The following is a 24,623-nucleotide window of genomic DNA, read 5'->3' as shown; positions in this document are numbered from 1 at the left end:
TGTGGATTTGTGAATCGCCCGACAAACGTAGCGGATAATCATTAGTTGGCAGGTTTTTGGCGATAGCAAACAGTTATGGTGTTGAATTAGTCTTAATGTAAACAGGAGACTATTGCCCGCGACGGAGTTGTCCCTCGTATGTCTTGATCCCAAAGGAATCAAAAGATCTAGGCAGAGAATGGGGCAAACGCTGCGGCCGGTGCACCCCATTCAAGGCCGGGAAAGCAGTACTGCGTTTTTTTGCCTCCGACTTCATCATTTATAAGTGGAGTTTTTCCTTTTTTGTTTTTCACAAGGAAGACCTCTGCAGTGGGAGATGGCTGTCACGCCTTTTGAGGATCCTCTAAACAGATCTGTTATCATTTTTCAACTGGTTTAAGTAATATGTACTGGAGTTGCAGCAGGCAAAGATTCAGCGGTTTTGTCTGGCAGAGAGTGTGCCGGTAATTGGGGATGGATAGGGGTTTTAACAGCCTATAAAATATTAATATAAAAGTCGGGATACAGGACGATGAAAAAAAGAACATTTCTCAAAATTTCATCTCTTATAGTGACAGGCAGCTTTTTTACACCGCCGTTTTTGTATCGGCCGGACCGCGAGATCGGCAGCAACTGGGCGGGCAACTACTACTATAAAGCGAAAGAGCTTCACGAGCCGGAACGCATTGATCAGGTACAAGCTCTGGTGGAGGAGAGTGAAAAGGTGCGGGTGCTCGGTTCCCGCCACTCGTTTAACAGCATCGCCGACAGCCCCGAGGATCTCATTTCCCTGAAGAACCTAAGACCGGAGATCTTCATTGATCGCGAAACCCAAACCGTTACTGTCACAGCCGGGGTACGGTACGGTGAACTGGCGCGGCACCTGCAAAAGCATGGATTTGCCCTGCATAACCTGGCTTCTCTTCCCCATATTTCGGTGGCCGGGGCGTGCGCTACGGCCACTCACGGATCGGGCGTTCGTAACGGGAACCTGGCCACAGCGGTATCCGGGATGGAGCTTGTTACTGCCGATGGCGAGCTGCTGTCGATTAGTCGCGAAAGGGACGAGGAACAGCTTTCAGGGAGTGTCGTCGGTTTGGGAGGCGTCGGGGTGGTGACAAGTCTGACCCTGAATATTGAACCGACGTACGAGGTCGAGCAGTACGTGTACCGGGATCTTTCGGCGAAGCATCTTGAAACCCATTTTGATGATATCATGTCGGGTGCCTACAGCGTGAGCCTGTTTACCGATTTTAGGAATAACACTATCAACCAGGTGTGGATGAAAAATCGCCTGGACGATGATATTGAATTCAGGGCCGAAGATACGCTGTTTGATGCCCGGCTGACCGATCGCCACATGCACCCGATCGCCGAAATATCTGCCGAAAATTGTACGCGACAAATGGGAATTCCCGGTCCCTGGCACCAGCGGCTGCCGCACTTCCGGATGGACTTTACACCCAGCAGCGGGGATGAGCTGCAATCGGAGTTTTTTGTGCCCCGGGAGCATGCCTGGGATGCCGTTGCCGAGCTCTTCAAGCTAAGCGACAGGATTGCTCCGCACCTGCTCATTTCTGAAATCAGGACGATCGATGCAGATAACTTGTGGATGAGTCCCTGTTACCGGCAGCCCTCGGTAGCTCTCCACTTTACATGGAAGCCGGACTGGCCCTCGGTCAAAAAGGTATTGCCGCTTATTGAAGAGCGGCTGGCACCGTATGATGTACGTCCGCACTGGGGTAAACTGTTTACGCTGTCGCCCCGCGTTCTCCAGTCACGCTACGAAAAGCTGGATGATTTTAAAAAGCTGCTTGCGGGGTGCGATCCGAAGGGGAAGTTCCGGAACCGGTTCCTGGAAGAGTACCTGTATACGTAATTCGTTACTGGTTAATGGGTCTCATGCTATAAAGGGATTTTGCAAAACTCTCTATTCCTCATTCTGAGGGAGTATAACTCCCTCAGAACCATGATCGGTGGATTTTGCAAAGCCCTCTATAGATGAAAATGTAAATTAAGTAAAAAACTGAGCTATGATGAACAAATGGGCCATTATCAACTTAATGATATCCCTAATGCTGCTATATAATTGTCAGAGGGATGGAACAGAAGAAGCAGCATCTCAGGAGATAGAGCAACCCAATATCATTTTCATTTATGCGGATGATTGGGGCTATGGTGATTTGGGAATCCATGGTTGTACGTACTGTGAGACCCCAAATTTGGATAAGATGGCTTCGGAAGGTATCGATTTCAAAAATTTTTCGGTGGTCAATCCCGTATGTTCTCCCAGCAGGGTAGCGCTGATGACCGGGCAGTTCCCCGCTCGTCACAGCGTGCATGGCCATTTTGCTTCTGTAGAATCCCATATGAACCGGGATATGCCGGACTGGTTGGATCCCAACGCCCCGATGTTGCCTCGCATGTTAAAAGAAGCAGGCTATGCCACGGCTCACTTTGGCAAGTGGCATCTTACCAATACTCATGTGCAAGATGCCCCATCCCCGCTGGAATATGGGTATGACGAGTATGGAGCGTTTAATCTGCCCGGACGATTGCACCAGATGCAGGCAGACTCTACCATCTATAAAACCATTGACTTTGTAAGGCGCCATAAAGATCAGCCCTTCTTTGTCAATGCCTGGATTCATGCGACACACACCCCGCATTATCCCAGGCTTAAATATTTGAACCAGTTTGACAATTTGGATGAACAGCAACAAGTCTATGCCGCTGTAGTGGCGGAATATGATGCCCGCATAGGAGAACTATTTGCGGCACTGAAGGAATTGGGGCTGGATGAAAATACGCTGGTGATATTTTCATCGGACAATGGTCCTGAAATAACTGGTAATAGAAAGAGTATTGACGATAACTCGACCGGGCCCGGTTTGGGGAGCTATTACTCGGTAGGTGAAACAGGTGGACTTAAGGGGCGTAAGCGCTCCTTATTTGCCGGTGGTGTTCGGGTTCCGTTTATCGTGCGGTGGCCGGGACAAGCACCGGCCGGAACGGTGGACAAGACTACAGAAATGGCGGCTGTAGATCTGCTGCCCACATTTGTGGAACTGGCGGGGGCATCCTATCCTGAAAATTATCAACCCGATGGGGAGAGTCTTGTGCCAGCCATCATGGGCAAATCATACGACCGGCAGAAGCCTATCTACTGGGACTGGCGTTATGCCCGCGAGCGACCCGGTTTTTGGCCAAGTGCAGGCATACAGGATGAGAACTGGAAGCTTCTGGTAAATGAGGAAATGGACCGCACGGAATTGTACAATATCGATACTGATTGGGCAGAACAGGAAGACCGGTCGGCCCAAAGACCGGAAAAGGTTAAGGAGCTATGGGAGCAAATGAAAACGATTGAAGAATCTTTACCCGAACAACCATCGGCTTGTTGCTTTTCAAAGGAAAGGGAAAAATTAAAGGCGGAATATCAAGAGTAAAGGAATGCATGTTGAATCATATATTTTGCTAGCTTTTCATAACTGCCACATGGGCGAGAGACCTGTGTTCTTCATCCCGGCATTCCTTCGAAATTCGTTATTTCTTATTCTACATTCCTATTTACCCATCCCCTTCCGGCCTAGGATTTATGAGCCGCACGGGACAAGCGCAGCACAGGCGAAGTTTAGTTATTTGTTATCGGTTATTTGTATTGGGTTGTGGTTAATACACTGGTTTTTACTTGTAGCTATTCAGCTTCTTGTTGGCTGCGTGGTACCCCTTGTCAATCAATTCCCTGAGTTTTTCGGGATCATCGACCGTGCGGCTGTAGGATGCGAGTTTCGGACGTATCAACAGGTCTACCTCGTCCGCTTTGGCCCTGGAGAGGTTTTCGATTGCAATGTCCAGCGCATTGGTGATCACCTCGATGATATCATCCGGCTTTTTGTACAGTCGCATGGCATTGATATCAACGGCGATAATTTTTTTAGCCCCGATCGTTTTAAGGCTTTGAATGGGCACATTTTCGACAAGGCCGCCATCCACCAGTAGCTTGCCGTCGGTTTCAACCGGTATGAAGATGCCGGGGATGCAGGTGCTGGCCATCACCGCGGTAGCGAGATCGCCCTCGCGAAATACCACTTTCCGTCCGCTGGCCAGGTCGGTGGCAACAATCGCCAGCGGTTTGGGAGCCTCCTCGATCGTTACATCTCCAAGCTCTTCTCTTACCAAATTGCCCAGCTTTTGATTGGAGAGCAGCCCCATCTTGGAAACAGACAGGCTTGAAACATCCAGCCATCTCAGGTTAACAGCAATTTTTTCGATCTCTTCCACGCTCATGCCAAAGGCATAGAAGGCGCCAATCATTGCGCCGATGCTGGTACCGCTGACATAGTCGATCTGCTGGCCGTGCTCCTCCAGTGCTTTCAAAACCCCGATATGGGCTGCTCCCAGAGCAGCGCCGCCGCCCAGGGCCAATCCTGTTTTCGAATTATTCGTAAAATTTATCATATACTGTAACGCAATAAGGTTGGATGGAAAACGGTGATATTGACCCTGGTTGAAATAGTGGTTTTATAAAGTCACTACCCATTAAATTCACATAAATAATAAATAGTAGTAAAAGGAATATTATGATAAAAGTGAACAGTGGTGGCAACGATTTCTGGTGGTTGAAAGTGCCTGCCAATTTCTCCTTCTGCTTTTATGCAAGCTGCTGCAAAACGACAGCTTTTAACCTTGTAGAATGTGAACGAATTAAAGGGAGTTAATGTGGATTTGGTAGCGCTGATGAACCCAATAGAATATATTGATTGCAATTTATTTAGTTTAATGTTAAACTATTTTCGAATTAAATACAGGAACTCATGGAACACAGCAAAGGAATTCATCACATAACCGCCATTGCCGGAAACCCGCAGAAAAATCTGGATTTTTATACCCGGGTAATGGGAATGCGGCTGGTGAAAAAGACTGTCAATTTTGATGATCCCTCGGTCTACCACCTGTATTACGGCGATGAGTTCGGCCGGCCGGGTTCGGTGCTGACTTTTTTCCCGTGGTCTCACCTGCAGCAGGGGAAGCCGGGCCGGGGACAAGTGGTGGCGGTAAGCTTTGCAGTGCCGGAAGGGGCGATTGAGGTGTGGGGTAACCACCTGGATCAGCAGGATATCGATGTTATTGAACCCTTTACCCGTTTTGGCAAAAAAGTGCTCGGACTGCAAGATCCCAACGGGCTACACCTCGAGCTGGTAGAGACGGCCGGTGTGAATGACATCGAGGGCTGGTCGGGGGGAGCGCTTCCTTCTGAGCATGCCATTCGCGGGTTTCACGGGGCTACGCTGGCAGAAGATGATTACCGCCCGACGGGACAACTGCTTGAGGAACACCTCGGGTATAGAAAAACAGATGAATTTGACGATCGTCACCTGTTTGAGTCTGGCGCCCGGCTGGGTTCCGCGATTGAGATTATCGACCAGTCGGAGCTGGACGGCAAGCCGGGCAAGGGCACGGTGCACCATATCGCTTTCAGGGCCAAGGATGAAGCTGAGCAGCAAGCTATCCGCAGGCGCCTGGTGGAGGAGGGCTACCACGTGACCGAACAAAAGGATCGCCGGTATTTTAAATCGGTTTATTTTTATGAATCGGGGGGAGTACTTTTTGAAGTTGCCACAGAGGGACCGGGCTTTGATCGCGATGAGCCGGTTGAACAGCTGGGAGAGACCCTGAAGCTTCCCGGGTGGCTTGAGAATCGCCGTGCGCTTATTGAAGCCGATCTGCCGGAGTTGAAAGTTTAGGGATTGAATGGTCTTGAGTCTTGGGTCTTGGGTCATGGGGCATTAGATGTGGGGGTTTGCGAAATAATCATTACTTAATTCACAAAATTATGGAAACACATTATAAAGGAATTCACCATATAACAGCACTGGCCGGGGATCCGGGCCGAAACGCTGAGTTCTATGTCAAAAAGCTGGGAATGCGATTGGTAAAAAAATCGGTCAATCAGGATGATCCGGGGACTTATCACCTTTTCTATGGTAATGCAACAGGTTCTCCGGGATCGGGACTCACCTTCTTTCCGTGGCCGATGGCAGTCCAGGGAAAGCCCGGTCTTGGTGAGGCGGTGGCGGTTTCTCTGTCGGTGCCGGATGGGTCGCAGGAGTTCTGGGCAGAGCGGTTCGGGGAGCAGGATATCGCCTTTGACGGACCCTTTGACCGGTTTGGGCGGCCGGTGATGCGGTTCAGGGACCCCGACAACATGCAGCTTGAACTTGTATTTGATGATCAGGTGGCCGATCTCCCGGGCTGGTCGGAAGGCACCGTGCACGAAAAGTACGCCATCCGGGGGTTTTGGGGAACCACACTCCGGTTGAAACAGCAGGAACCTACGGCCCGTATCCTCAATGAACTTTTTGGATTCCGGGAAACGTCCCGCAGCGAAAAGCATACTCTCTACACCACGGATGCCCCGATCGGGCGTGCCGTAATTATTGAGGAGGGGGAGTCGAAACCGTCGGCCAACGGGCGGGGCATTATTCATCACGTGGCATTTCGGGCCCGCGATGACGAAGAGCTGGAATCACTTCGCCAGGAGGTCATTGACATGGGTTTGCAGCCTTCGCAGATTATCGACCGCCACTGGTTTCACTCGGTCTATTTTCGGGAGCCGGGCGGGGTGCTGTTCGAAATGGCTACAGAAGGACCCGGTTATGATGTGGATGAAGATCCCGACAAGCTGGGAGAAAAATTGATATTGCCTCCCTGGCTCGAGGGCAAACGGGAGATGATTGAAAAACGGCTGCCGGAGATCAACATCTGAGGAGCAGCCGCTGTAACCATATCCAGCGAGAGCTGGTACAAGCCTTTTTTCCACTCTCTTCAACCAGAAAAAAACAACAGGTTTTTATGCCATTATTCAGAGTAGATCCGGACGACCCGTTCGAAGGTCCTCATCAAAAGCAGGGGGAACAGACCTACGGTTCATCCGTGGAAAAAGCAAAAGCCGCAATGATCCTGGTGCACGGGCGCGGGGCCTCTGCAGAAGGTATGTTTTCGCTGGCCGACCAGTTTGCGCAGCCCGACTTTCACTACGTGGCGCCCAAGGCCGCCAACCATACGTGGTACCCGTACTCCTTCCTCGAACCGAAGGAAAAAAATCAGCCGGGTATCTCCTCCGGGTTGCAAAAACTGTACGATTTGATCCGGTCGATCGAGGACCAGGGGATCCCCAAAAACAAGATTATGCTGCTGGGCTTTTCACAGGGTGCCTGCCTGGCAACCGAATTTGCTGCGCGCCATCCTGCACGGTACGGCGGAGTGGTCGGCTTAAGCGGTGGCCTTATTGGTCCTGAAATCCAGTTTGATGAGTATGAGGGCGATCTCGAAAAAACGCCCGTATTCCTTGGGTGCAGTACGGTCGATCCCCACATCCCCAAGGAACGGGTGAACGAGACGGAACAGGTATTAAAATCCCTTGGAGCGGAAGTAACCAAAAAACTCTACAAGGGGATGCCCCACACGGTCAACGACGATGAGATCAAAACGATCCGCGGAATGATGGCAGAGCTGTTAACTTCGTAATTTTTTACGCACTTACAATTTCTAATCAAGACTTACACCATGAACAAGCCAATTAACGTACTTGGTTTTGCAGGGAGCCTCAGGGAAGGCTCATACAACAAAGCACTGATCAGGGCCGCAGCAGAGCTGTCCCCGGAAGAGATGGAGATCCATTTTTTCGATCTCGAGGGTATTCCCCTGTACAATGCGGATCTGGAGGCAAAGGGCGACCCGGAGCGGGTGATCGAATTTAAGAAGGCGATCGACCGCGCAGATGGACTGTTAATCGCCACCCCGGAGTACAATCACGGGGTACCGGCCGTCACGAAAAATGCGATTGACTGGGCGTCGCGTCCCCCGAAGAAAGCGCCTCTTAACGAGAAACCGGTCGGAATTGTAGGGGCATCGCCCGGTATGACGGGTTCCGCCCGTGGACAGAGCCAGCTTCGCCAGGCGTTTGAGTTTACCAATTCCTATTGCATGCCCCAGCCGGAAATCCTGGTCTACCGGGCTCATGAAAAGTTTGATTCGGAGGGAACGCTTGTTGACGAGCGAACGAGGGATTATTTTGGCAGGTACCTGCAGTCGTTGTACGAGTGGATATTGAAATTTCAGTAGAGGAGTCCTATGCAGATAACCAGGTTATACAGCGGTGAAGACGGGGAGTCACATTTTGAGGATATTGAGATTTCCCTGGAGGATGCGGGCGATATCGGGCGTCTATCGGAACGGGAGGATGCAACAGGCATTGTTTTCAGGGAGACCGGGCCCGATTATGATTATGACTGGCACAACGCCCCGCGGCGGCAGTACATCATCATGCTGGATGGAGCGGTGGATGTGGAGATCAGTGACGGAACGGTCCGCCGTTTTGGCACCGGCGATGTTTTGCTGGCCGAAGACACCACGGGGCGGGGACATAAAAGCAGGGCGGTAGATAACAAGCCGAGGAAGTCCGTTTTTGTGACGCTGGACGAATTTCAAGTTGTTGGGGAGTTATGAGCCACCAGGGTAAACGCAGCGAAGGCTTAGTTTAGTTATTTGTAAAACCAACAACTAATATTGTCCGGTGATTTCAGAGGATGTTCTACATATCGGGGTCGAAGTAAGTCTGCTTTGCGACTAAGATTTAATATCCCAAAAATGTTAAAAAGGATTCAGGCAATCCTCCGGATTTTGCCCTTGCAGCATCGCCAAAAGGTTGTCGGCGGTTCTTTTTTGCAGTTCATCCTGTGCCCTGTCAGAAAACCAGGCATAGTGTCCCGTGGCCATCACGCGGGGATGCTCAACAAGCCGGCGTGAAAGCTGGTCCGGAAGCTCCGTTTTAAAAACGTCAAGTCCCGCGCTGTGAATAGATCCACTTTCCAGGGCTTCCAGCAGGGCCTCCTCATCCACCACTTCCCCCCGGGCCGTATTCACCAGAATCGGGCCGCGTTCCATCTGGTCGAAGGCCTCCTTATTAATCAGGTGGCGGGTCTCCTCCGTGAGGTTACAGTGAATGCTGATGACATCCGCCGTTTGCAGCAGTTCATGGTATGAAACGGGCTGAGCGTTTGCCCGCTCAAATTGTTGCTCTTCGACATAGGGGTCGCAGGCGATAACGCTTTTAAACAGGGAGCCCGCTTTTTGAGCCAGGGTCCCCCCGATCCGGCCCAGCCCGAGAATGCCAAGAACCAGTTCATGGAGCTCCGGGACGCGATCGGAGGGGGCGCCTCCAAAGCGGGTGTAGATATTTTCATAGCCGGGTTTTAGCATGCGCACGCAGGCAAGGATGAGTGCCAGGGCGTGATCGGAGACCGAATGGTTGCCGTATCCACGAACGTTGGCGCAACGGACGCCAAAACGGGTACAGGCGTCGACATCGATGTTGTCGTACCCCACTCCATAGCGGGCAACAGCTTTAAGGTTTGGCGTTTGCTCCAGGAAACGATCGTCGATTTCAGTGAAACGGATCAGTATCCCCTCCGCATCAGAAGCCAGGTTGATTTTTGACTGGTAATCTCCCTTCTCGCCCTCAAAGACTTCGAAATGGTACCCGTGTTCAGTGAACAACGTTTCTTCATAGCTGCAGGATGCGATCCCCGGATCCAGCAGTGCGATCTTCGGGGTTGTTGTATCATTGTCAGTCATAAAAAATAACGGTATTTTTTTGAAAAGTGGAAGGTTAACCATTCTTGCGTAGCCAGGCAATGTTCCTGAATTTTTTGCATGTTCATTATGAACGGATGAGAGCATATCCTGATCGGTTCGGGACAACTCGGAGTGCACTCGAATGCGAGAACGTGTTGATATCCGGCTATCGCCATCCTTTTGCTGCGCTTTCTGTAATGTGTAATTCCCTATTATGAAAAGTATTGTTAGATTGTCTCATCCGCCAATTTTCTCAATCCTGTTTCTATGGATATTTTATGGATAGGCATGGCTTTCTTGTTCGGGATGCTGGTTTCCCGGGTTAAGCTGCCGCCGCTGGTCGGCTATCTGGCAGCGGGGGTCATTCTTTCGGCTTACGGCTACGAGGCGGGGCAGGCGCTTCATGAAGTGGCGCATCTCGGGGTGCTGTTCCTGCTCTTTACCGTGGGACTGCACCTGCGGCTTAAAAATATTGTCAGGATTGAGGTTCTGGGCACAGGAGGTATTCACCTGCTGCTTAGCATCGGCATCTTTGTACCCATTGCCCTTCTTTTTGGATACAGCATCCTGGCGTCCCTGATTATAGCCGTGGTGCTCGGGTTTTCGAGTACCGTGTTGACGGCTAAAAATCTGGAGCGCAGGGGCGAACTGGGTGCTTTTCACGGTCGGGTGGCTATTGGAATCCTGATAGTGCAGGATATCGTGGCCATTGTGCTGCTGGGGCTGACCAGTGGAACGACGCCCTCACCCTGGAGTCTTGCCCTGCTGGGGCTGCCCCTGATCCGGCCGGGAGTAATAAAAATTGTTGAGCTGAGCAACGAAGAGGAGCTCAAACTGCTGTTTGCACTGATGCTGGCGATGGGCGGTGGAGCCGTTTTTGAGGGGGTGGGACTCTCCTCCGAACTCGGGGCTCTTGTTGCGGGCATGCTGCTTTCCGGTCACGAAGTGGCAGACGAGCTGTCAAAAAAATTATGGGGCCTGAAAGAGGCTTTCCTGGTGGGCTTTTTCCTTGAAGTGGGGCTGGCGGGACTCCCCGGACTGCAGGACTTTTACCTGGCGCTGGTCGCCGTTGCCCTTCTGCCGTTGAAAGCGGTGCTGTTTTTTGCGCTTATGCTGTTTTTTAAGCTGAGGGCCCGTACCTCGTTTATCGCCACAATTTCTCTTACCTCATACAGTGAATTTACGCTGATTGCGGGTTCAGTTGCGGCTTCTGCGGGATTTATACCCGGGGGAGTGGTCGTGGCTTTTGCCCTGCTCACAGCGATCTCCTTTGCGCTCAACGCCCCGCTTTCGATCTGGGAAGAAGCGTTGTGGAAACGGATGGAGCTGTTTCTCAGCCGGTTTGAGCGCGACGTTCGCCATCCCGACCAGCAAACGATCTCCCTCGGAGCCGCCGAATACCTGGTCGTTGGCATGGGGAATGCAGGGAAGGCCGCATACGACCGCCTGAAAAAAGAGAAGAAACAGGTCGTCGGCGTGGATATTGACCCGGCGCGGATTCAGCAAAATATCGAGGAGGGACGGCGTGTAATATATGGTGATATGCAGGATATTGAGCTTTGGAGCAATATGGAGCTGGATAATATCCAGGCCGTTATTTTGGCCGTTGGTACGCCGGATGCGAAAATTAATGCGACAAAATATATGCGGTCAAACAGGTTTAAAGGATCCATTTATGCTCTAACGATGCGGGATGAAGAACACCGCGCATTGAGAGAGGCCGGGGCTACGGCTGTGTGTCTCCCCATCACGCAGGCCGGACGCAAACTGGCGGAGTTGAGCCTTTTCGGTGACGACGGTTCGGAAGAGTTGATACTGAATACGGAAGTTGGAATCCCGGACCGTTGAAATTTTTCATAAAAATTTCAACAATGCTTTTAACTGAAGAGTGCAAATTTTGGACAAATAAACGGATTTAACACATGATTCAATATGGATATGGAGTGTACACACCTTGATCAGATACAAGTGACAGGAACCGATCAAACGGTTTGTCCCGAATGCGAAGCGCAGGGCGATCAGTGGGTGCATCTGCGTATGTGCCTGGTTTGTGGTCACGTGGGATGTTGTGATTCTTCAAAAAACCGGCACGCCCGAAAGCATTACCGGCAGACCGGGCACCCGCTGATCCGGTCGGTGGAACCGGGTGAAACGTGGCGCTACTGCTATATAGACAAGCTTTTTCTGAATTCGCAAAACAGGGCGATCCGCAAAGGCTAGTGTAGCTGTTGGGTTTTGAATTTATCCATCGTGCTATGCCATATGTCAACCATGAATATTCGGGTTTACGGGATACTTGAACGCAGATGAGGCTGATACTGCGGATTAACCACAGAATAGTTGTTCCAAGTACTTTCAATGATCTATCCATGTAGATCAGCCTGACTGATGGTATCCGCGTTATGTCAGGAAAAGATAAAATCCGGGACTTTACAATGCACTATTCCGTATCATCCAGGAGATGTGATTGCGCCGAAGGTTGCAAATTTGGTACGTTGTTGATCTGTTTTAAAAACGATCAATTTGCCATAAAAGAACTTGCGGGTCAATTTTGATCATATCGCCGGCAAAACTATTTTATTACTCAACAGGCACCGAGAACCGGTGTGTTGTAGTACCTGTTGCCAAAAAGAAGGGATTGAGGAAGGCAAAACATTCATTTTAAACTCATTCAAAAGGGCTGACACCATGAAGATAAAACTTGTATTTTTATTGTTATTGGGACTTTCGGTGGGATGCACCTCGCAAGAGGTTGTGGATGCCGACAAGGTGATTGAAAATGTGCATATCATTTCGATGAATAATGAGGGAGAGATACAGCAGGATCGCACGCTGTTTATCGCTGGCGATCGCATCATACGCATTGCGGAAGCCGGTCAACTGCAGGCGCCGGAGGAGGCTGAACGGATCGATGGTCAGGGTGGATACCTGATCCCCGGCTTGTCGGAGATGCACGCCCACATCCCCCCGGAAGATGCCGATCGCGCATATATTGAAGATGTGCTGTTCCTGTATCTTGCCAACGGCATAACTACGATACGGGGAATGCTCGGGCAGCCGCTGCATCTCGAACTTCGGGAGCAGGCGGCGCGGGATGAGATCGTAAGTCCCCGCATTTATACCTCCGGACCGGGGTTCAGCGGCGGCAGCATCCAAAATGTGGAGCAGGCCCGCCAGCGCGTTCGCGACCAGCACAAGGCGGGGTACGACTTTCTGAAGATATTTCCGGGCCTCAGCCTGGAAGAGTACAACGCAATTGCCGATGAGGCCAACAGCGTCGGGATTGAATTTTCCGGTCACATTCCCGCATCGGTGGGACTTGAGCGGGCTATTGAAGCGGGTCAGACCACGGTGGATCACCTGGATAAATATGTTGACGCCCTGGTCCCCGACACGGTGGATCTCGACCAGATAGAGGATCCGGGTGTCATATATTTTGGCATGCATCTCACACCCGTGGCAGACCGCAACAGGATACCGGAGGTAGCGCAAATGACGGCCGAAGGGGGAACCTGGAACGTGCCAACCCAGGCCCTGCTGGAACATGTACTGGGTTTGGAATCGGCTGAAGAGTTTGCCCGGCGCCCGGAATTCCAGTACATGCCCGATGAAACGGTCTCGGAGTGGATCAGCAGCAAACAGTCGATAACCGGTAATGAGGCCTACTCAGAAGAGCTGGCCACGGAATACCTGCAGCTGCGCCGCGACATCATCAAGGCGTTACATGATGAGGGTGCAAACCTGTTGCTCGGATCGGATGCACCGCAAATTTTTAACGTTCCCGGGTTTTCCATGCATCATGAACTCCGTTATATCGTCGAAGCGGGCCTGACGCCCTACCAGGCCCTGGAAACCGGTACCTACAACACCGCGCAGTACCTGCAGGATCTGGAGAATACCGGGACCATAGAGGAGGGAAAAATGGCCGACCTGGTGCTGCTGGAGTCCAATCCGCTGGAAGATATCAGCAACTCGGAGACGATTGCCGGCGTGATGTATCGCGGCAACTGGTTGAGCAAAGAGGAGATAGATAACCGACTGGAGAAGATCGCGCAAAAATACCGGTAGCGTTCTCCCTGTTTTCTCGGGCAGTCACTCGCGGAGAGTAATCACTTTGCTAAACGTAAATTCCGGGTGGATGCGGGACGAGAATACCATCTTTCGAGCATGGAGCGGGGAGGGTGAAATTGCAACGCAGCACTCAATCGAGCTTGTCTACAGCCGTGTAGGTCATTTCAGTGAGCACCTCGGTGTAGCGTTCGCCCAGCTCCCTGGCGATGGTCGACCGGAGCTCATCCTGAACCTGCTGCAGCCGGGGTTGCAGGTCAAGGCTTTTTCCGGTGGGGTGCACTTCCGTAGCACGCCCTGCAGAGGTGCGCTCGAGGTAGCCGCGATGCTCCATTTTGTCGAGCAGCCGTGTTACGGTAGAGGGACTCAGCTCCAGCTCCCGGCTGATCTGGCCCGGGCGGATTCCGGGTTGCTCGTTGACCGTCATCAGCAGGTAAGCGTAGGATGGAGACAGTCCCAGGGGAGTAAACGCCTCCTCGGCAATACTTGTCAACCTGCGCGAGAGAACATTGGTGGTAAAATAGAGGCAGTCCCGGTATCTGTTTTGTGAAAATTCCATATCATTAAAATACAGATTTACTCTGGACGGGCAACTCGAAAATTATAGGTAAGATGTTCTTTTTTTTAATATTTTTTCATCATTAACAGTAATAAAATCAGGGGGTTAGGGATATGATAAAGAATATTTTATTTGGGAGTGTTGGGTTTATTGCGACCGGAATTGTCATCGGGATTATTTACTTCTCACTTGTATTGCCAAACGTGAGTGAACCACCAAAGCTGGAAATTGAATATACAGATGAGCGGGTAGAGCGCGGCCGATACCTGGTGGAAAATGTAACTGTTTGTACGACTTGTCACACCAACAGGCAGCACCAAATTTTTTCGCAACCGATCGACTCTTCCCGTATCGGCGGGGGTAATCTGGCTCCCTTTGTGGAGGAGGGCGTCGGCCGGTTGTATGCTGCAAACATCACGCCTTACAATTTGAAAAACTGGACCGATGGCGAGCTGTACCGGGCTATTACCGCCGGAGTTGACAGGGACGGGAATGCCCTGTTTCCCCTGATGCCCTATCAGCACTACGCTGAGATGGACCGCGAGGATATTTTTTCCATCATCGCCTACGTGCGCACGCTGGATCCGATCGAACAGGAGGTGCCAGATTCGGAGCTTGAATTCCCGATGAACTTGATAGTCAAGACGATTCCCCGGGACCCGAACCCACAGCCCCGCCCGCCAAAGACCGATACGATAGCCTATGGCCGGTATCTCGTAAATGCCGCGAGCTGTTCCAGCTGCCACACACCAAAGGATGCGCAGGGTCAGCCGCTGCCGGGACTGGAGCTGGCCGGTGGATTTGAATTTCCGATGCCCACGGGAGGCGTGGCGCGTTCATCAAATATTACGCCGGATACGGCAACCGGAATAGGAACCTGGACGGAAGAAAAGTTTGTGGCCCGTTTTAAATCCTATGTCGCAGGAGTGCGTGCGGTAAAAGAGCAACAGTTCAATACCGAAATGCCCTGGACTTCATTTGGCGGAATGCACGAGGATGATTTAAAGGCTATTTATGCCTACCTGCGAACAGTAGCTCCGGTTGAACACAAGGTGACGGCCTTTTCTTCGGATATTCAATAACGGGGTGTGGGACGCACGGGGAAGGTGCACCCCACGAGACCGTTTATTTGATCGGTTCGATATCCCAGATTCGTTCCGCATAATCCGAGATCGAGCGGTCCGAGGAGAAAAAGCCCATATGGGCCACATTGATAATGGCCCGATTGTACCAATCCTGCTTGTTGCGGTAGACTTTTTCGACCTCTTCCTGTTTTTTGACATAGGCTTCATAATCGGCCAGAACCATAAAATAGTCGCCGTGATGCAGCAGGTTATTGATAACAGGCTGGAACAGGTCCGGTTTTTCGGGGCTGAAGAATCCGTCCCGTATCTGGTCGAGCGCTTTGCGCAGTTCCTTGTTTTCCTGGTAGTATTCCTGGGGATTATATCCTTCCGAACGGAGTCGCTCGATGTCGTCGACTTCGAGACCGAAGATGAAGATGTTTTCGTCTCCCACCTGGTTGCGAATCTCGATATTGGCCCCGTCAAGCGTGCCGATTGTAAGGGCGCCGTTCAGCGCAAACTTCATATTGCCAGTGCCGGAAGCCTCCATGCCGGCCGTCGAAATCTGCTCAGAAAGATCGGCTGCGGGAATCATTTTTTCAGCCAGTGAAACGCGGTAGTTAGGCAGGAAAATACATTTTAATTTATCGCCTACATCGGGATCATTGTTCACCTTGCGGCCAATATTGTTGATCAGCTTGATGTGCTGTTTGGCGGTGGTGTAGCCCGGCGCCGCTTTTCCGCCGAAAATGACAGTGCGCGGCTGTATGTCGGCTTCCGGGTTATCCTTGATACGGTTGTACAGCGTAATGACGTGCAATGCCGCCATTAGTTGTCGCTTGTACTCGTGGATACGCTTGATCTGGATGTCGAAAATAGAATCGGGATTTACATCGATATCAAGCTCCCGCTTGATGTAGCCAGCGAGGCGCTTTTTGTTCTCCCGCTTGATCTCGCCGAAGCGGTTCTTAAAGGCCTCGTCGTCGGCAAACTGCTCCACCTTTTTCAGCTGTTTCAGGTCGGTCAGCCAGTCGTCGCCGATGTGTTCCGAAATCAGGCTTGACAGGCCGGGATTGCACTGTTTCAGCCAGCGGCGCGGGGTGATCCCGTTGGTGACATTGGTGAACTTGTCGGGGTAAAGTTCGGCATAATCCTTGAAGATGGTCTTCTTCATCAGGTCGGAGTGGATCTTCGACACCCCGTTGATCTTGTTGGCAGCCACGATGCCCAGCGGCCCCATCTCGACAACCGGATCCATCTCTTCCCCGACGATGCGCATGCGGCTGACCCGGTCTTCGTCATCGGGAAACTCGGCCCTGATCTCATCCATAAACCGCCGGTTGATCTCGTGGATAATTTGTGTATGCCGCGGCAGCAGGTTTTGCATCAGCGAGATCGGCCATTTTTCGAGGGCCTCCGGCATCAGGGTGTGATTGGTATAGTTGATGCATTGGGTGGTGATATTCCAGCTGGTATCCCAGTTCAGGCCTTCGATATCCATCAGGATGCGCATGAGTTCAGGTACCGCCAGGTTGGGATGGGTATCGTTGCATTGAAAAGCGACTTTTTCGGGCAGTTTCCGGAAGTCGTCATGCTGCTTTTTGAACCGCCGGATGGCATCTTGTACAGAGGCGGAAACAAGGAAATATTCCTGCTTCAACCGCAGTTCCTGTCCCTTGAACACCTTGTCATTGGGGTAGAGGACGCGGGAGATATTTTCCTCCAGCATGTTGTCGCGCACCGCGTCGATGTAGTCGCCCTGGTTGAAACTTTTGAGGTCAAATTCGTGAGAGGCGGTGGCTTTCCAAAGCCGGAGGTGATTTACGATATCATTTTTGTACCCGGGTATCGGGGTGTCGTAGGCCACGGCCAGCACATCATGGGTGTTTTTCCACTCAAAATGGAGTTCACCGTCGTCTCCCATGTGAGAAACCGTTTCCCCGTAAAAGTGGACCGGGTATTCCACCTTGGGACGCACCATGTTCCAGGGGTAGCCGTACTGGAGCCACAGGTCTGCCTTTTCCACCTGCCAGCCATCCTCGATCTCCTGGTCAAAAATTCCGTAATCATACCGGATCCCGTACCCGATGGAGGGAATACCGAGGGTTGCCATCGAATCGAGATAGCACGCGGCCAGCCGCCCGAGCCCGCCGTTGCCGAGGCCCGCATCCACCTCCACCTCGCGGATTTTTTCGTAATCGAGGCCCAACTCCTCAAAGGCCTGTATCGCTTCATCCTGCATGCCCAGGTTGATCAGCATGTTGTCGAGAAGGCGCCCGATCAGGTACTCCATCGACAGGTAATAGACACGCTTGACGTCCTGCCTGTAATAGCGCTGCTGGGTGTCGATCCAGCGGTCGTGCAGCCGGTCCATGACCGACATTACCACGCTGCGATAGATATCCCATTCGGTGGATGAGTACTTGTCTTTTGCGAGAGTGTAGTAGAGATGCTGGTGAATGTCCTGTTTAAACGATTCCACGTCCATTCCGGTACGCGGATCAACGTGAGTAGCACTGTTTTCCATATAGACCAAATTTCTTTCAAATGAACAGCTAATTAAAAGTATTAATTGGTCAATTAAAAGTGAGGCACGAAATTATTTCGATAAAAGGCTTCTTTTGGGATGCGAGAGGGGTAGGGGCTGGCTGCCCTGGCAGGAGTGAATGTACGGTTTATTCCTTTTGGTAGATACCGCGATCCGGTTTAAAGCCCGGTTTGGTGATATTGGTGGGAAATCCCAGGTCTACAAATCCGTGATAGGCGTTGGTAGCTACAAAGTCTTGTTCAAAGAGACCGTAGACCGAGGACCCGCTGCCACTCATGGAGGCGTAAAGGGCGCCAAATTCGTAAAACTGGTCCTTCATGTTGCCGACAATGTGGTTGCGGGGCAGGACCGATTGCTCGAGGTCGTTTTGGAGGGTGAAGCGCCACTCTTCGGGGTCGGTCTCCGTAAGGGTTTTTTCGAGGTCGAACTCCGGTTCCGGGTTGGGCCGGCAGTGGCGGTAGGCCTCGGGAGTGCTGCTCTTTACATTGGGGAAACAGGTGATAATCCAGTAATCGGGTTGAATGTCGAGCGGGCGAATTTCGTGTCCCACGCCGCTCCCTATGCCTGCTTGTCCCTTGATGAACAGCGGTACATCCGCGCCGAGATCCCGCCCAAGGTCTGCCAGTTCCTCATCTGTCAGGCCCAGGTTCTCAATTTTGTTGAGCATGCGCAGGATAAGGGCGGCATTGCTGCTCCCGCCGCCCAGGCCACCGCCGGCCGGAATACGTTTGTCAACGTTGATATGATAGGCGTTGCTGATCTCCACATATTTTTTCAGTTGTCGCACCGCCCGGTTGATGAGGTTATCTTCCCCGGCGGAGATCGTCTCGTCGTCGGTATCCAGCTCCAGCTGCCAGCGGCTGGCTTTTTGCACTTCAAAACGGTCGCTCCAGTTGATGAAGCCAAATCCGGTTTCTATGCGGTGGTACCCGGTGGGCAGCCGTTCCAGTACGTGCAGCCCGAGATTTATTTTGGCGTATGAGTCAGCAATCCACTTCATATATCAGTTTAACAATTTGGCAGTGTGTCAGTTAACAGTGGAATTAAGAACTAAAAAATGAAAAATTAATCATTTTCGATCCCGGCAAAACATCATTCAGTGTAGAGCTAATATTTAACGTGATCAGCATGATCACTGTAATACTGTTCACTGTTCACTGATAAATTGGTCTTTGATTTTTATCATGTAATCGAATGCCGCATCATGTTCGTTGGGGATTTCTCCCTCCAGTATGGCCTCTTTGATCGCCTCTTTAATTTCACCGATGACCGGTCCGGGTTTCAGGTCAAAGGTCTCCATAATTTCATCTCCGCTGATCGGGTTGGTCCATCTGCGCATGCGATCTTTTTCTTCGACCTCTTCGATTTTTTGTTCAACACGATCGAAATTTTTGTGATAGCGTTGTACTTTTCGCTCGTTTTTGCTGGTGATGTCGGCCCGGCACAGCGTCATCAGGTCGTCGATATCTTCCCCCGCTTCATACAGGAGTCGGCGGACCGCACTGTCGGTGACCTCGTCAGAGACAAGGGCGATAGGCCGCAGGTGCAGGCGCACGAGCTTGCGTACATACCGCATCCGCTCGTCGAGAGGAAGTCCCAGCCGCCGAAAAATCGACTTGACCCATTTGGCGCCGATTGCATCGTGGCCGTGGAAGGTCCAGCCCGTTCCCTCTTCAAATTTCTGGGTGGCCGGTTTGGCGATGTCGTGCATGATGGCCGCCCACCGCAGCCAGAGGTTGTCACTCATTTCGGCCACGTTGTCCAGCACTTTGAGCGTATGCCAGAAGTTGTCTTTGTGGCGCACGCCGCGCACCTCCTTGACCCCGTGCAGCCGGTGCATTTCGGGAAAAAACTTCTCCAGGAGACCTGTGCGAAACAGGTAGGAGAATCCGATAGAGGGTGTGGGAGCCATCACAATTTTGTTGAGCTCCTCGATGATCCGCTCTTTGGAGATGATTTCGATGCGGGAGGCCATCTTTTCGATCGCCTTGTAGGTGTTCTTTTCGATGTCAAAATTGAGCTGGGTGGCAAACCGGACGGCCCGCATCATGCGCAGCGGGTCGTCGTCGAAGGTTTGCTCGGGATCAACCGGCGTGCGGATCAATCGCTTTTTGAGGTCCTGGATACCGCTGAATGGATCCAGCAGTTCGCCGAAGTTCTCTTTGTTGAGCGACCAGGAGAGGGCATTGATGGTAAAATCGCGCCGGAGCTGGTCATCCTCGAGGGTGCCGTCTTCCACAACCGGCTTTCGGGAGTTGCGCCGGTAGCTTTCCCTGCGGGCCCCGACAAACTCCAGGTCCAGGTCTTGATACTTCACCTGCGCGGTTCCGAACCGCTTGAATACGGCGAGGTTATCGGTACCCAGCCGGGATGCGACCTCCCGGGCTATTTCAATTCCTGATCCTACCGTAACAAAATCGATATCCAGTGCATCGTCCTGTTTGGATCGATTTAAAAAATAGTCGCGGACATACCCGCCCACCACGTACACCGGCTGGCCGAGCGCAGCGCCGGCTTCGGAAATAACGGAAAAAACTTTTTTATGCTTGGGATCTATATCCTTCAACGGGAAATGGTGTTGCCTGTTCAGATTGTTCAAATGAGCGTAAAAATAATAACAATTGAACTTGCTTTCAGGTATTCTTTGTCTAATCTTTTTGGTCTAAACTGATCCATTTGAAACCGTCGTGAAACAGTCTCGTTCCAAAATAGCGCTTCGTGTCAGCCTGTTCGTATCGTTCTGCCTGTTGCTTATTAAAAGCAGCGGGTTCCTGATCACGAATTCAACCACGGCTCTCTCGGATGCGGCCGAATCGTTTATCCATGTTCTGGCAGTGGCGTTTGTATATTATGGATTTTTGTTGAGCACCAAACCCCCCGATGAGAAACATCTCTACGGTCACGAACGTGTGGAATATCTTTCGGTGGGGGTCGAGGGCGCGGTTATTCTGCTTGCCGGCATTACCATCATTTATCAGTCTGTACATACCTACCTGACCGGCTATAACCTGCAAGAGTTGAACACCGGTATCTACCTGCTGGGCGGCGCGGCGGGCATCAACTTTTTTCTCGGGCAATACCTGCTGAAGGTGGGCCGGGAGGAAAATAACATGATGGTGGTCAGCAATGCACGCCATACGCTTACCGATGTGTGGACCAGCCTTGGCGTGGTGGCGACCCTGCTTATTATCAAGTTTACCTCCTGGGAAGTGCTGGATTCAATTGTGGGAGTAGGGCTGGCGATATTTATTATGTACGAGGGATTCAAACTCCTCAAATATTCGGTTGACGGGCTGATGGACAGCCGAAATCCCCAGATCGATCGCAGGATCAGGGGCGTCCTGCAGGAGGAGCTGCCCGGCTCAATGAGCAGTATTCACAACCTGCGGCACCGCACCACCGGCAACACCACGTGGATTGAGCTGCACGCCCTTTTTGAGAAGGGAGTCAGCCTGAAACACGCCCACGAAGACGCCACAATCTTAGAGCGAAGGCTTATTGACGGCGTACGTGGAGATGTGATTGTCACAATTCATCTTGAGCCGGATGGCCACCATGAAGAGGTTCATGAGGCCCTGCGCGAGGCCGATCAGGATCGCCCGCTGGAGGATTTTATTTAGCTGTGTGTGATGGGTCTTGAGTCGTGAGTGAGGTGGGAGTTGCCATTTAAAAAACCTACAGGGTTTTCGAAAACCCGGGAGGTTTGTATGCGCCTGAGACTTTTTGAGTTTTTAATACAATTGGCTACTGAGCAAAAAAAGAGACCCAAGACCCAAGACTCAAGACCATTTTCACACTTCCACGCCGATTTTGGAGTGATCGCCCAGATGTACTTCCTGGTTTACATTCTTGAGCTCTACGTGCTGCCCGATGGTTGAATTCTCGATATGGCTGTCCTCAATAGTTGTATTTGAGCGCACGATGCTGTTCGTTACCGTGGTATTTTTTAAGCGGCAACCGGCGGCTATGCTGGCATTGGGGCCAATGGTGCAGTTTTCCAGCTCTACCCCTTCCCCGAGGTAGACCGGATCGTGGATGGTCGTGTTTTTGTAATCGTTTTCGTCGTACGGGTGTTGATCCTGCTCTTTTTCCAAGATTACCGACGAGGTGGCTCGCCAGGCCGGGAGCGTACCGCAGTCAAGCCATTCATCAACAGTCGCTTTTTTAAAAACCTTGTTGTCTTTTAGCATGCGGTCCAGTGCATCCGTAAGCTGGTATTCATTGCCCTTTCCCCGAATTTTGTTGTCGAGCAGGTATTCGATCTCTTTCTTGATGTCGGCTGCCTCCTTGAAGTAGTAGACCCCGATGATTGCCAGGTTTGAGATCGGTTTGTCGGGCTTTTCTACAAAATCGGTGATTTTATCCCCTTCATGTACGGCCACTCCGAAACGGGAGGGATCCTCTACCTCCTTCAGCCAGATGACAGAATCAGCCTCTTCAACCGATACCTCTGAATCGGTGTCAAAAATAGTGTCTGCAAAAACGACGATGCACTCGCCTTCGAGATCCTCTTCGGCACAGTAGACCGCATGAGCCGTACCGAGCGCTTCCTCCTGAACCCGGAAGCGGGATTTAGCGTTGTGACGTTTGCTCATCGCAGATAGCGTATCTTTGATTTCCTGCCCAAAATCGGGACCCAGAATAAATACAATTTCATCTATCGCCCGGTCGAGAGTTCGGGCAAACGTCTCCACAATGCGTTCAACAATCATTTTTCCGGCTACGGGCAGCAGCGGCTTGGGGGTCGTATGCGAATGCGGACGGACCCGGGTACCGCGACCTGCCATAGGGATAATTAATTTCATATATTTTCGTCTTGGTTTAGATGAAAGATTTATTGAGGGCTGTTAATATAATGGAACTCAAATACTTTAGCGACTTTCAAATATATTGTTAACCTCAATTTAATTCGGACTTTCCTCCATTGAATCTGTATTTTCGGTTTATTGAACTGCTTATGGCCGCGTTTGTACTGGTGATGGCGCGCCACACATTTCTGAGAGGCAAGTATTTTTTGCACATCTTTCAGCAAAAGGGATATAAAATTAAAGAGTACCGGGGGTGGCTGTTTGAGCACTGGAACCAGCGGGTGTTGACGCCGGAGCATGTCTTCTTCAACCTGGTGATTTTTTTACTGCTCTATTTTATGTCGAATACGATTACGGGCAGCGCCGCAATTATCACCTTGTCGATGTTTGGTTTTTTCTGGTTTGGCAAGTTCAACTACTACCGGGGAGACCGGCAGAAAAAACCGATCGTATTTACTGCCCGCATGATTCGCCTTGCCATCCCCTATGCTCTTTTAAGTCTTGTGATCCCGGTAATGGCCACGGGCGGAGCCTATCTCGGCCGAATCCCATTCACCGATATCCTCATGAAGCAGCCGCTGTTTCACAGTGCCGATATCTACGTGCTGGCCTTCGGCTGGGTGCTGGCCGACGCCCTGATGCCGTTCCTGGTCTTTCCGGCTGCCATGCTTACGGCGCCCATTGAAAAACGGGTGCACCAGTATTATATCGACCTGGCGCGTAAAAAAGTCGCCTCCATGCCGGAGCTTGCGGTGATCGGCATTACCGGAAGCTATGGTAAAACCAGCACCAAGTTCATGATCCGCGACCTGCTGGAAGAGCGGTACAGCGTCTGTTCAACACCGGGCAGCTACAACACCCCGATGGGTATCTGCAAGGTAATCAACAACGATCTGGAGGCCCATCATCAAATTTTGATTCTTGAGATGGGGGCTCGCTACGAGGGCAATATTGACGAACTCTGCGATATCGTTCAGCCGGATATTGCGGTTGTTACCAATGTGGGTATTGCCCATTTGGAGACGTTTGGTTCGAAAGAGGCGATTGCCCGGACCAAAAGCACGCTGGTACGGCGGCTGAATCCCAATGGGAAAGCGGTGCTGAACGTTGATGACCCCCTCGTGCGCGAAATGGCCGACTTGCGGGAAGATATACAGGTGGTGGGAGTGGGACTGGAACGGGGAGAGATCAGGGCCACCGATATCACCTATGGTCCGGAGGGAACCGGTTTTAGGCTGCATATAAACGGAGTTACCGAATCTTTTCAGACGAAGTTGCTGGGAGCGCACAACGTGCAAAACCTGCTGCTGGCCGCAGGGGTGGCCAGGCTCTTTGATATCCGTCCCGGTACGATGGCGGTGGCCGCCTCGCATATCGAGCCGATTGAGCATCGGCTCGAGCTGAAAAAAGAGGGCGATCTCTATGTGATTGATGACGCCTTTAATTCCAACCCGGTGGGAGCCAGGAACGCCGTAGAGATCCTTTCGCAATTCGAGAGTGGCCGTCGTATCATCATTACCCCGGGGATGATTGAGCTCGGAGAGCTGCAAGAGCAGAAAAACCGGGAGTTTGGGGAAGCCATCGGGCGTGCCGGGCTCGACCTGGTCATTTTGGTCGGTAAGAAGCGCACCCAGCCGATTCTTAAGGGTATTCACTCGGTGGGTTTTCCTGAAGAACAGGTCCGGGTGGTAAACAGTCTTTTTGAAGCAAACGATATTGTCCGGGATTTCACTCGAGCAGGGGATGTGGTCTTGTATGAAAATGATCTGCCGGATACGTACAACGAGTAATTCTTGATGGGGGATCGGGTGAATGTTCCGGATAAACGACGATCATACCTTAGGTTTTCCTAGGTTATCTTACTGTTTTGTATTAATTTGCTAGCAGGTTCCCTGCATGTCATGGCAGGGATGCAAAAAGAAAATTAACCATTCTGTTTGTTTATTATTTATATCCAT

20 protein-coding genes are annotated in these 24,623 nt (G+C 51.5%); 13 read left to right on the top strand and 7 right to left on the bottom strand.

The genetic code is table 11. The features are described from left to right. Positions 1-511: 511 nt before the first annotated feature. Together ACG2E4_RS01310 and ACG2E4_RS01305 are read left to right on the top strand one after the other, a co-directional pair. Positions 512-1,858, top strand: a complete 1,347-nt coding sequence (locus ACG2E4_RS01310) for an FAD-binding protein (protein WP_395275486.1) — start codon at positions 512-514, stop codon at positions 1,856-1,858. A gap of 154 nt (positions 1,859-2,012) precedes the next feature. Further along, the gene (locus ACG2E4_RS01305) at positions 2,013-3,428 is read left to right on the top strand and encodes a sulfatase (RefSeq protein WP_395275485.1); all 1,416 of its coding nucleotides are present in this window, start codon (positions 2,013-2,015) and stop codon (positions 3,426-3,428) included. Between the two features lie 238 nt (positions 3,429-3,666). Here the strand turns inward: ACG2E4_RS01305 and ACG2E4_RS01300 are convergent, their stop codons facing one another. Beyond that, entirely contained in the window at positions 3,667-4,440 is a 774-nt protein-coding gene (locus ACG2E4_RS01300; protein WP_395275484.1) for a patatin-like phospholipase family protein, read from the bottom strand. 356 nt (positions 4,441-4,796) lie between these two features. On the opposite strand from ACG2E4_RS01300, the gene ACG2E4_RS01295 reads away from it, so the two are divergent. The 5 genes from ACG2E4_RS01295 to ACG2E4_RS01275 all read left to right on the top strand — a co-directional run bounded on the left by ACG2E4_RS01295 (position 4,797) and on the right by ACG2E4_RS01275 (position 8,490). Continuing rightward, positions 4,797-5,726 carry a ring-cleaving dioxygenase gene (locus ACG2E4_RS01295; protein ID WP_395275483.1) on the top strand — a complete coding sequence of 310 codons (930 nt, stop codon included), beginning with the start codon at positions 4,797-4,799 and terminating at the stop codon, positions 5,724-5,726. An 89-nt stretch (positions 5,727-5,815) separates the two neighbouring features. Further along, positions 5,816-6,748: a ring-cleaving dioxygenase gene (locus ACG2E4_RS01290; RefSeq protein WP_395259604.1), complete on the top strand. Its 933-nt coding sequence runs from the start codon at positions 5,816-5,818 to the stop codon at positions 6,746-6,748. A gap of 86 nt (positions 6,749-6,834) precedes the next feature. After that, positions 6,835-7,509: an alpha/beta hydrolase gene (locus ACG2E4_RS01285; RefSeq protein WP_395259603.1), complete on the top strand. Its 675-nt coding sequence runs from the start codon at positions 6,835-6,837 to the stop codon at positions 7,507-7,509. A gap of 39 nt (positions 7,510-7,548) precedes the next feature. Then, entirely contained in the window at positions 7,549-8,106 is a 558-nt protein-coding gene (locus ACG2E4_RS01280) for an NADPH-dependent FMN reductase (RefSeq protein ID WP_395259602.1), read from the top strand. A 9-nt stretch (positions 8,107-8,115) separates the two neighbouring features. Beyond that, positions 8,116-8,490 (top strand): hypothetical protein, encoded by a 375-nt coding sequence (locus tag ACG2E4_RS01275; protein WP_395259601.1) that lies wholly within the window; start codon positions 8,116-8,118, stop codon positions 8,488-8,490. Positions 8,491-8,634: 144 nt separating this feature from the next. Here ACG2E4_RS01275 and ACG2E4_RS01270 read toward each other — a convergent pair whose 3' ends face one another. After that, on the bottom strand, positions 8,635-9,618 hold the full coding sequence (locus tag ACG2E4_RS01270; protein ID WP_395259600.1) for a C-terminal binding protein: 984 nt from the start codon (positions 9,616-9,618) through the stop codon (positions 8,635-8,637). Between the two features lie 267 nt (positions 9,619-9,885). On the opposite strand from ACG2E4_RS01270, the gene ACG2E4_RS01265 reads away from it, so the two are divergent. The 3 genes from ACG2E4_RS01265 to ACG2E4_RS01255 all read left to right on the top strand — a co-directional run bounded on the left by ACG2E4_RS01265 (position 9,886) and on the right by ACG2E4_RS01255 (position 13,686). Further along, a complete protein-coding gene (locus ACG2E4_RS01265; RefSeq protein ID WP_395259599.1) occupies positions 9,886-11,466 on the top strand; it encodes a cation:proton antiporter in 1,581 nt (526 codons plus the stop codon). A gap of 84 nt (positions 11,467-11,550) precedes the next feature. Then, a complete protein-coding gene (locus tag ACG2E4_RS01260) occupies positions 11,551-11,838 on the top strand; it encodes a ubiquitin carboxyl-terminal hydrolase 14 (RefSeq protein WP_395259598.1) in 288 nt (95 codons plus the stop codon). A gap of 468 nt (positions 11,839-12,306) precedes the next feature. Continuing rightward, entirely contained in the window at positions 12,307-13,686 is a 1,380-nt protein-coding gene (locus ACG2E4_RS01255; protein WP_395259597.1) for an amidohydrolase family protein, read from the top strand. Positions 13,687-13,819: 133 nt separating this feature from the next. Here the strand turns inward: ACG2E4_RS01255 and ACG2E4_RS01250 are convergent, their stop codons facing one another. Further along, complete coding sequence (locus ACG2E4_RS01250; protein ID WP_395259596.1) at positions 13,820-14,245, bottom strand: MarR family winged helix-turn-helix transcriptional regulator; 426 nt, start codon at positions 14,243-14,245, stop codon at positions 13,820-13,822. Between the two features lie 113 nt (positions 14,246-14,358). On the opposite strand from ACG2E4_RS01250, the gene ACG2E4_RS01245 reads away from it, so the two are divergent. After that, on the top strand, positions 14,359-15,327 hold the full coding sequence (locus ACG2E4_RS01245; protein ID WP_395259595.1) for a c-type cytochrome: 969 nt from the start codon (positions 14,359-14,361) through the stop codon (positions 15,325-15,327). Between the two features lie 43 nt (positions 15,328-15,370). On the opposite strand, the gene ACG2E4_RS01240 is transcribed toward ACG2E4_RS01245, so the two are convergent. The 3 genes from ACG2E4_RS01240 to ACG2E4_RS01230 form a co-directional block, all read right to left on the bottom strand. Continuing rightward, positions 15,371-17,836: a glycogen/starch/alpha-glucan phosphorylase gene (locus ACG2E4_RS01240; protein WP_395275482.1), complete on the bottom strand. Its 2,466-nt coding sequence runs from the start codon at positions 17,834-17,836 to the stop codon at positions 15,371-15,373. A gap of 148 nt (positions 17,837-17,984) precedes the next feature. Further along, on the bottom strand, positions 17,985-18,857 hold the full coding sequence (gene ispE, locus ACG2E4_RS01235) for a 4-(cytidine 5'-diphospho)-2-C-methyl-D-erythritol kinase (RefSeq protein ID WP_395275481.1): 873 nt from the start codon (positions 18,855-18,857) through the stop codon (positions 17,985-17,987). 147 nt (positions 18,858-19,004) lie between these two features. Next, positions 19,005-20,447, bottom strand: coding sequence for a CCA tRNA nucleotidyltransferase (locus tag ACG2E4_RS01230; protein ID WP_395275510.1), 1,443 nt, complete (start codon positions 20,445-20,447; stop codon positions 19,005-19,007). Between the two features lie 97 nt (positions 20,448-20,544). On the opposite strand from ACG2E4_RS01230, the gene ACG2E4_RS01225 reads away from it, so the two are divergent. Continuing rightward, on the top strand, positions 20,545-21,477 hold the full coding sequence (locus ACG2E4_RS01225; RefSeq protein ID WP_395259591.1) for a cation diffusion facilitator family transporter: 933 nt from the start codon (positions 20,545-20,547) through the stop codon (positions 21,475-21,477). A gap of 171 nt (positions 21,478-21,648) precedes the next feature. Here ACG2E4_RS01225 and ACG2E4_RS01220 read toward each other — a convergent pair whose 3' ends face one another. After that, positions 21,649-22,662: a sugar phosphate nucleotidyltransferase gene (locus tag ACG2E4_RS01220; protein ID WP_395275480.1), complete on the bottom strand. Its 1,014-nt coding sequence runs from the start codon at positions 22,660-22,662 to the stop codon at positions 21,649-21,651. Positions 22,663-22,781: 119 nt separating this feature from the next. Between ACG2E4_RS01220 and murF the strand changes: the two genes are divergently transcribed. Then, positions 22,782-24,455 (top strand): UDP-N-acetylmuramoyl-tripeptide--D-alanyl-D-alanine ligase, encoded by a 1,674-nt coding sequence (murF, locus tag ACG2E4_RS01215; protein WP_395275479.1) that lies wholly within the window; start codon positions 22,782-22,784, stop codon positions 24,453-24,455. The last annotated feature ends 168 nt before the right edge of the window (positions 24,456-24,623 follow it).

This window comes from Halalkalibaculum sp. DA384 (genome assembly GCF_043951955.1).
Lineage (GTDB): Bacteria > Bacteroidota > Rhodothermia > Balneolales > Balneolaceae > JAMQKA01.
This window is presented reverse-complemented; position numbering and strand designations above follow the sequence as displayed.

Coding starts and splice junctions, on each gene's coding strand:
- ACG2E4_RS01310 (WP_395275486.1), top strand. CDS start 512: ATGAAAAAAAGAACATTTCTCAAAATTTCATCTCTTATAGTGACAGGC.
- ACG2E4_RS01305 (WP_395275485.1), top strand. CDS start 2,013: ATGATGAACAAATGGGCCATTATCAACTTAATGATATCCCTAATGCTG.
- ACG2E4_RS01300 (WP_395275484.1), bottom strand. CDS start 4,440: ATGATAAATTTTACGAATAATTCGAAAACAGGATTGGCCCTGGGCGGC.
- ACG2E4_RS01295 (WP_395275483.1), top strand. CDS start 4,797: ATGGAACACAGCAAAGGAATTCATCACATAACCGCCATTGCCGGAAAC.
- ACG2E4_RS01290 (WP_395259604.1), top strand. CDS start 5,816: ATGGAAACACATTATAAAGGAATTCACCATATAACAGCACTGGCCGGG.
- ACG2E4_RS01285 (WP_395259603.1), top strand. CDS start 6,835: ATGCCATTATTCAGAGTAGATCCGGACGACCCGTTCGAAGGTCCTCAT.
- ACG2E4_RS01280 (WP_395259602.1), top strand. CDS start 7,549: ATGAACAAGCCAATTAACGTACTTGGTTTTGCAGGGAGCCTCAGGGAA.
- ACG2E4_RS01275 (WP_395259601.1), top strand. CDS start 8,116: ATGCAGATAACCAGGTTATACAGCGGTGAAGACGGGGAGTCACATTTT.
- ACG2E4_RS01270 (WP_395259600.1), bottom strand. CDS start 9,618: ATGACTGACAATGATACAACAACCCCGAAGATCGCACTGCTGGATCCG.
- ACG2E4_RS01265 (WP_395259599.1), top strand. CDS start 9,886: ATGGATATTTTATGGATAGGCATGGCTTTCTTGTTCGGGATGCTGGTT.
- ACG2E4_RS01260 (WP_395259598.1), top strand. CDS start 11,551: ATGGATATGGAGTGTACACACCTTGATCAGATACAAGTGACAGGAACC.
- ACG2E4_RS01255 (WP_395259597.1), top strand. CDS start 12,307: ATGAAGATAAAACTTGTATTTTTATTGTTATTGGGACTTTCGGTGGGA.
- ACG2E4_RS01250 (WP_395259596.1), bottom strand. CDS start 14,245: ATGGAATTTTCACAAAACAGATACCGGGACTGCCTCTATTTTACCACC.
- ACG2E4_RS01245 (WP_395259595.1), top strand. CDS start 14,359: ATGATAAAGAATATTTTATTTGGGAGTGTTGGGTTTATTGCGACCGGA.
- ACG2E4_RS01240 (WP_395275482.1), bottom strand. CDS start 17,836: ATGGAAAACAGTGCTACTCACGTTGATCCGCGTACCGGAATGGACGTG.
- ispE (WP_395275481.1), bottom strand. CDS start 18,857: ATGAAGTGGATTGCTGACTCATACGCCAAAATAAATCTCGGGCTGCAC.
- ACG2E4_RS01220 (WP_395275480.1), bottom strand. CDS start 22,662: ATGAAATTAATTATCCCTATGGCAGGTCGCGGTACCCGGGTCCGTCCG.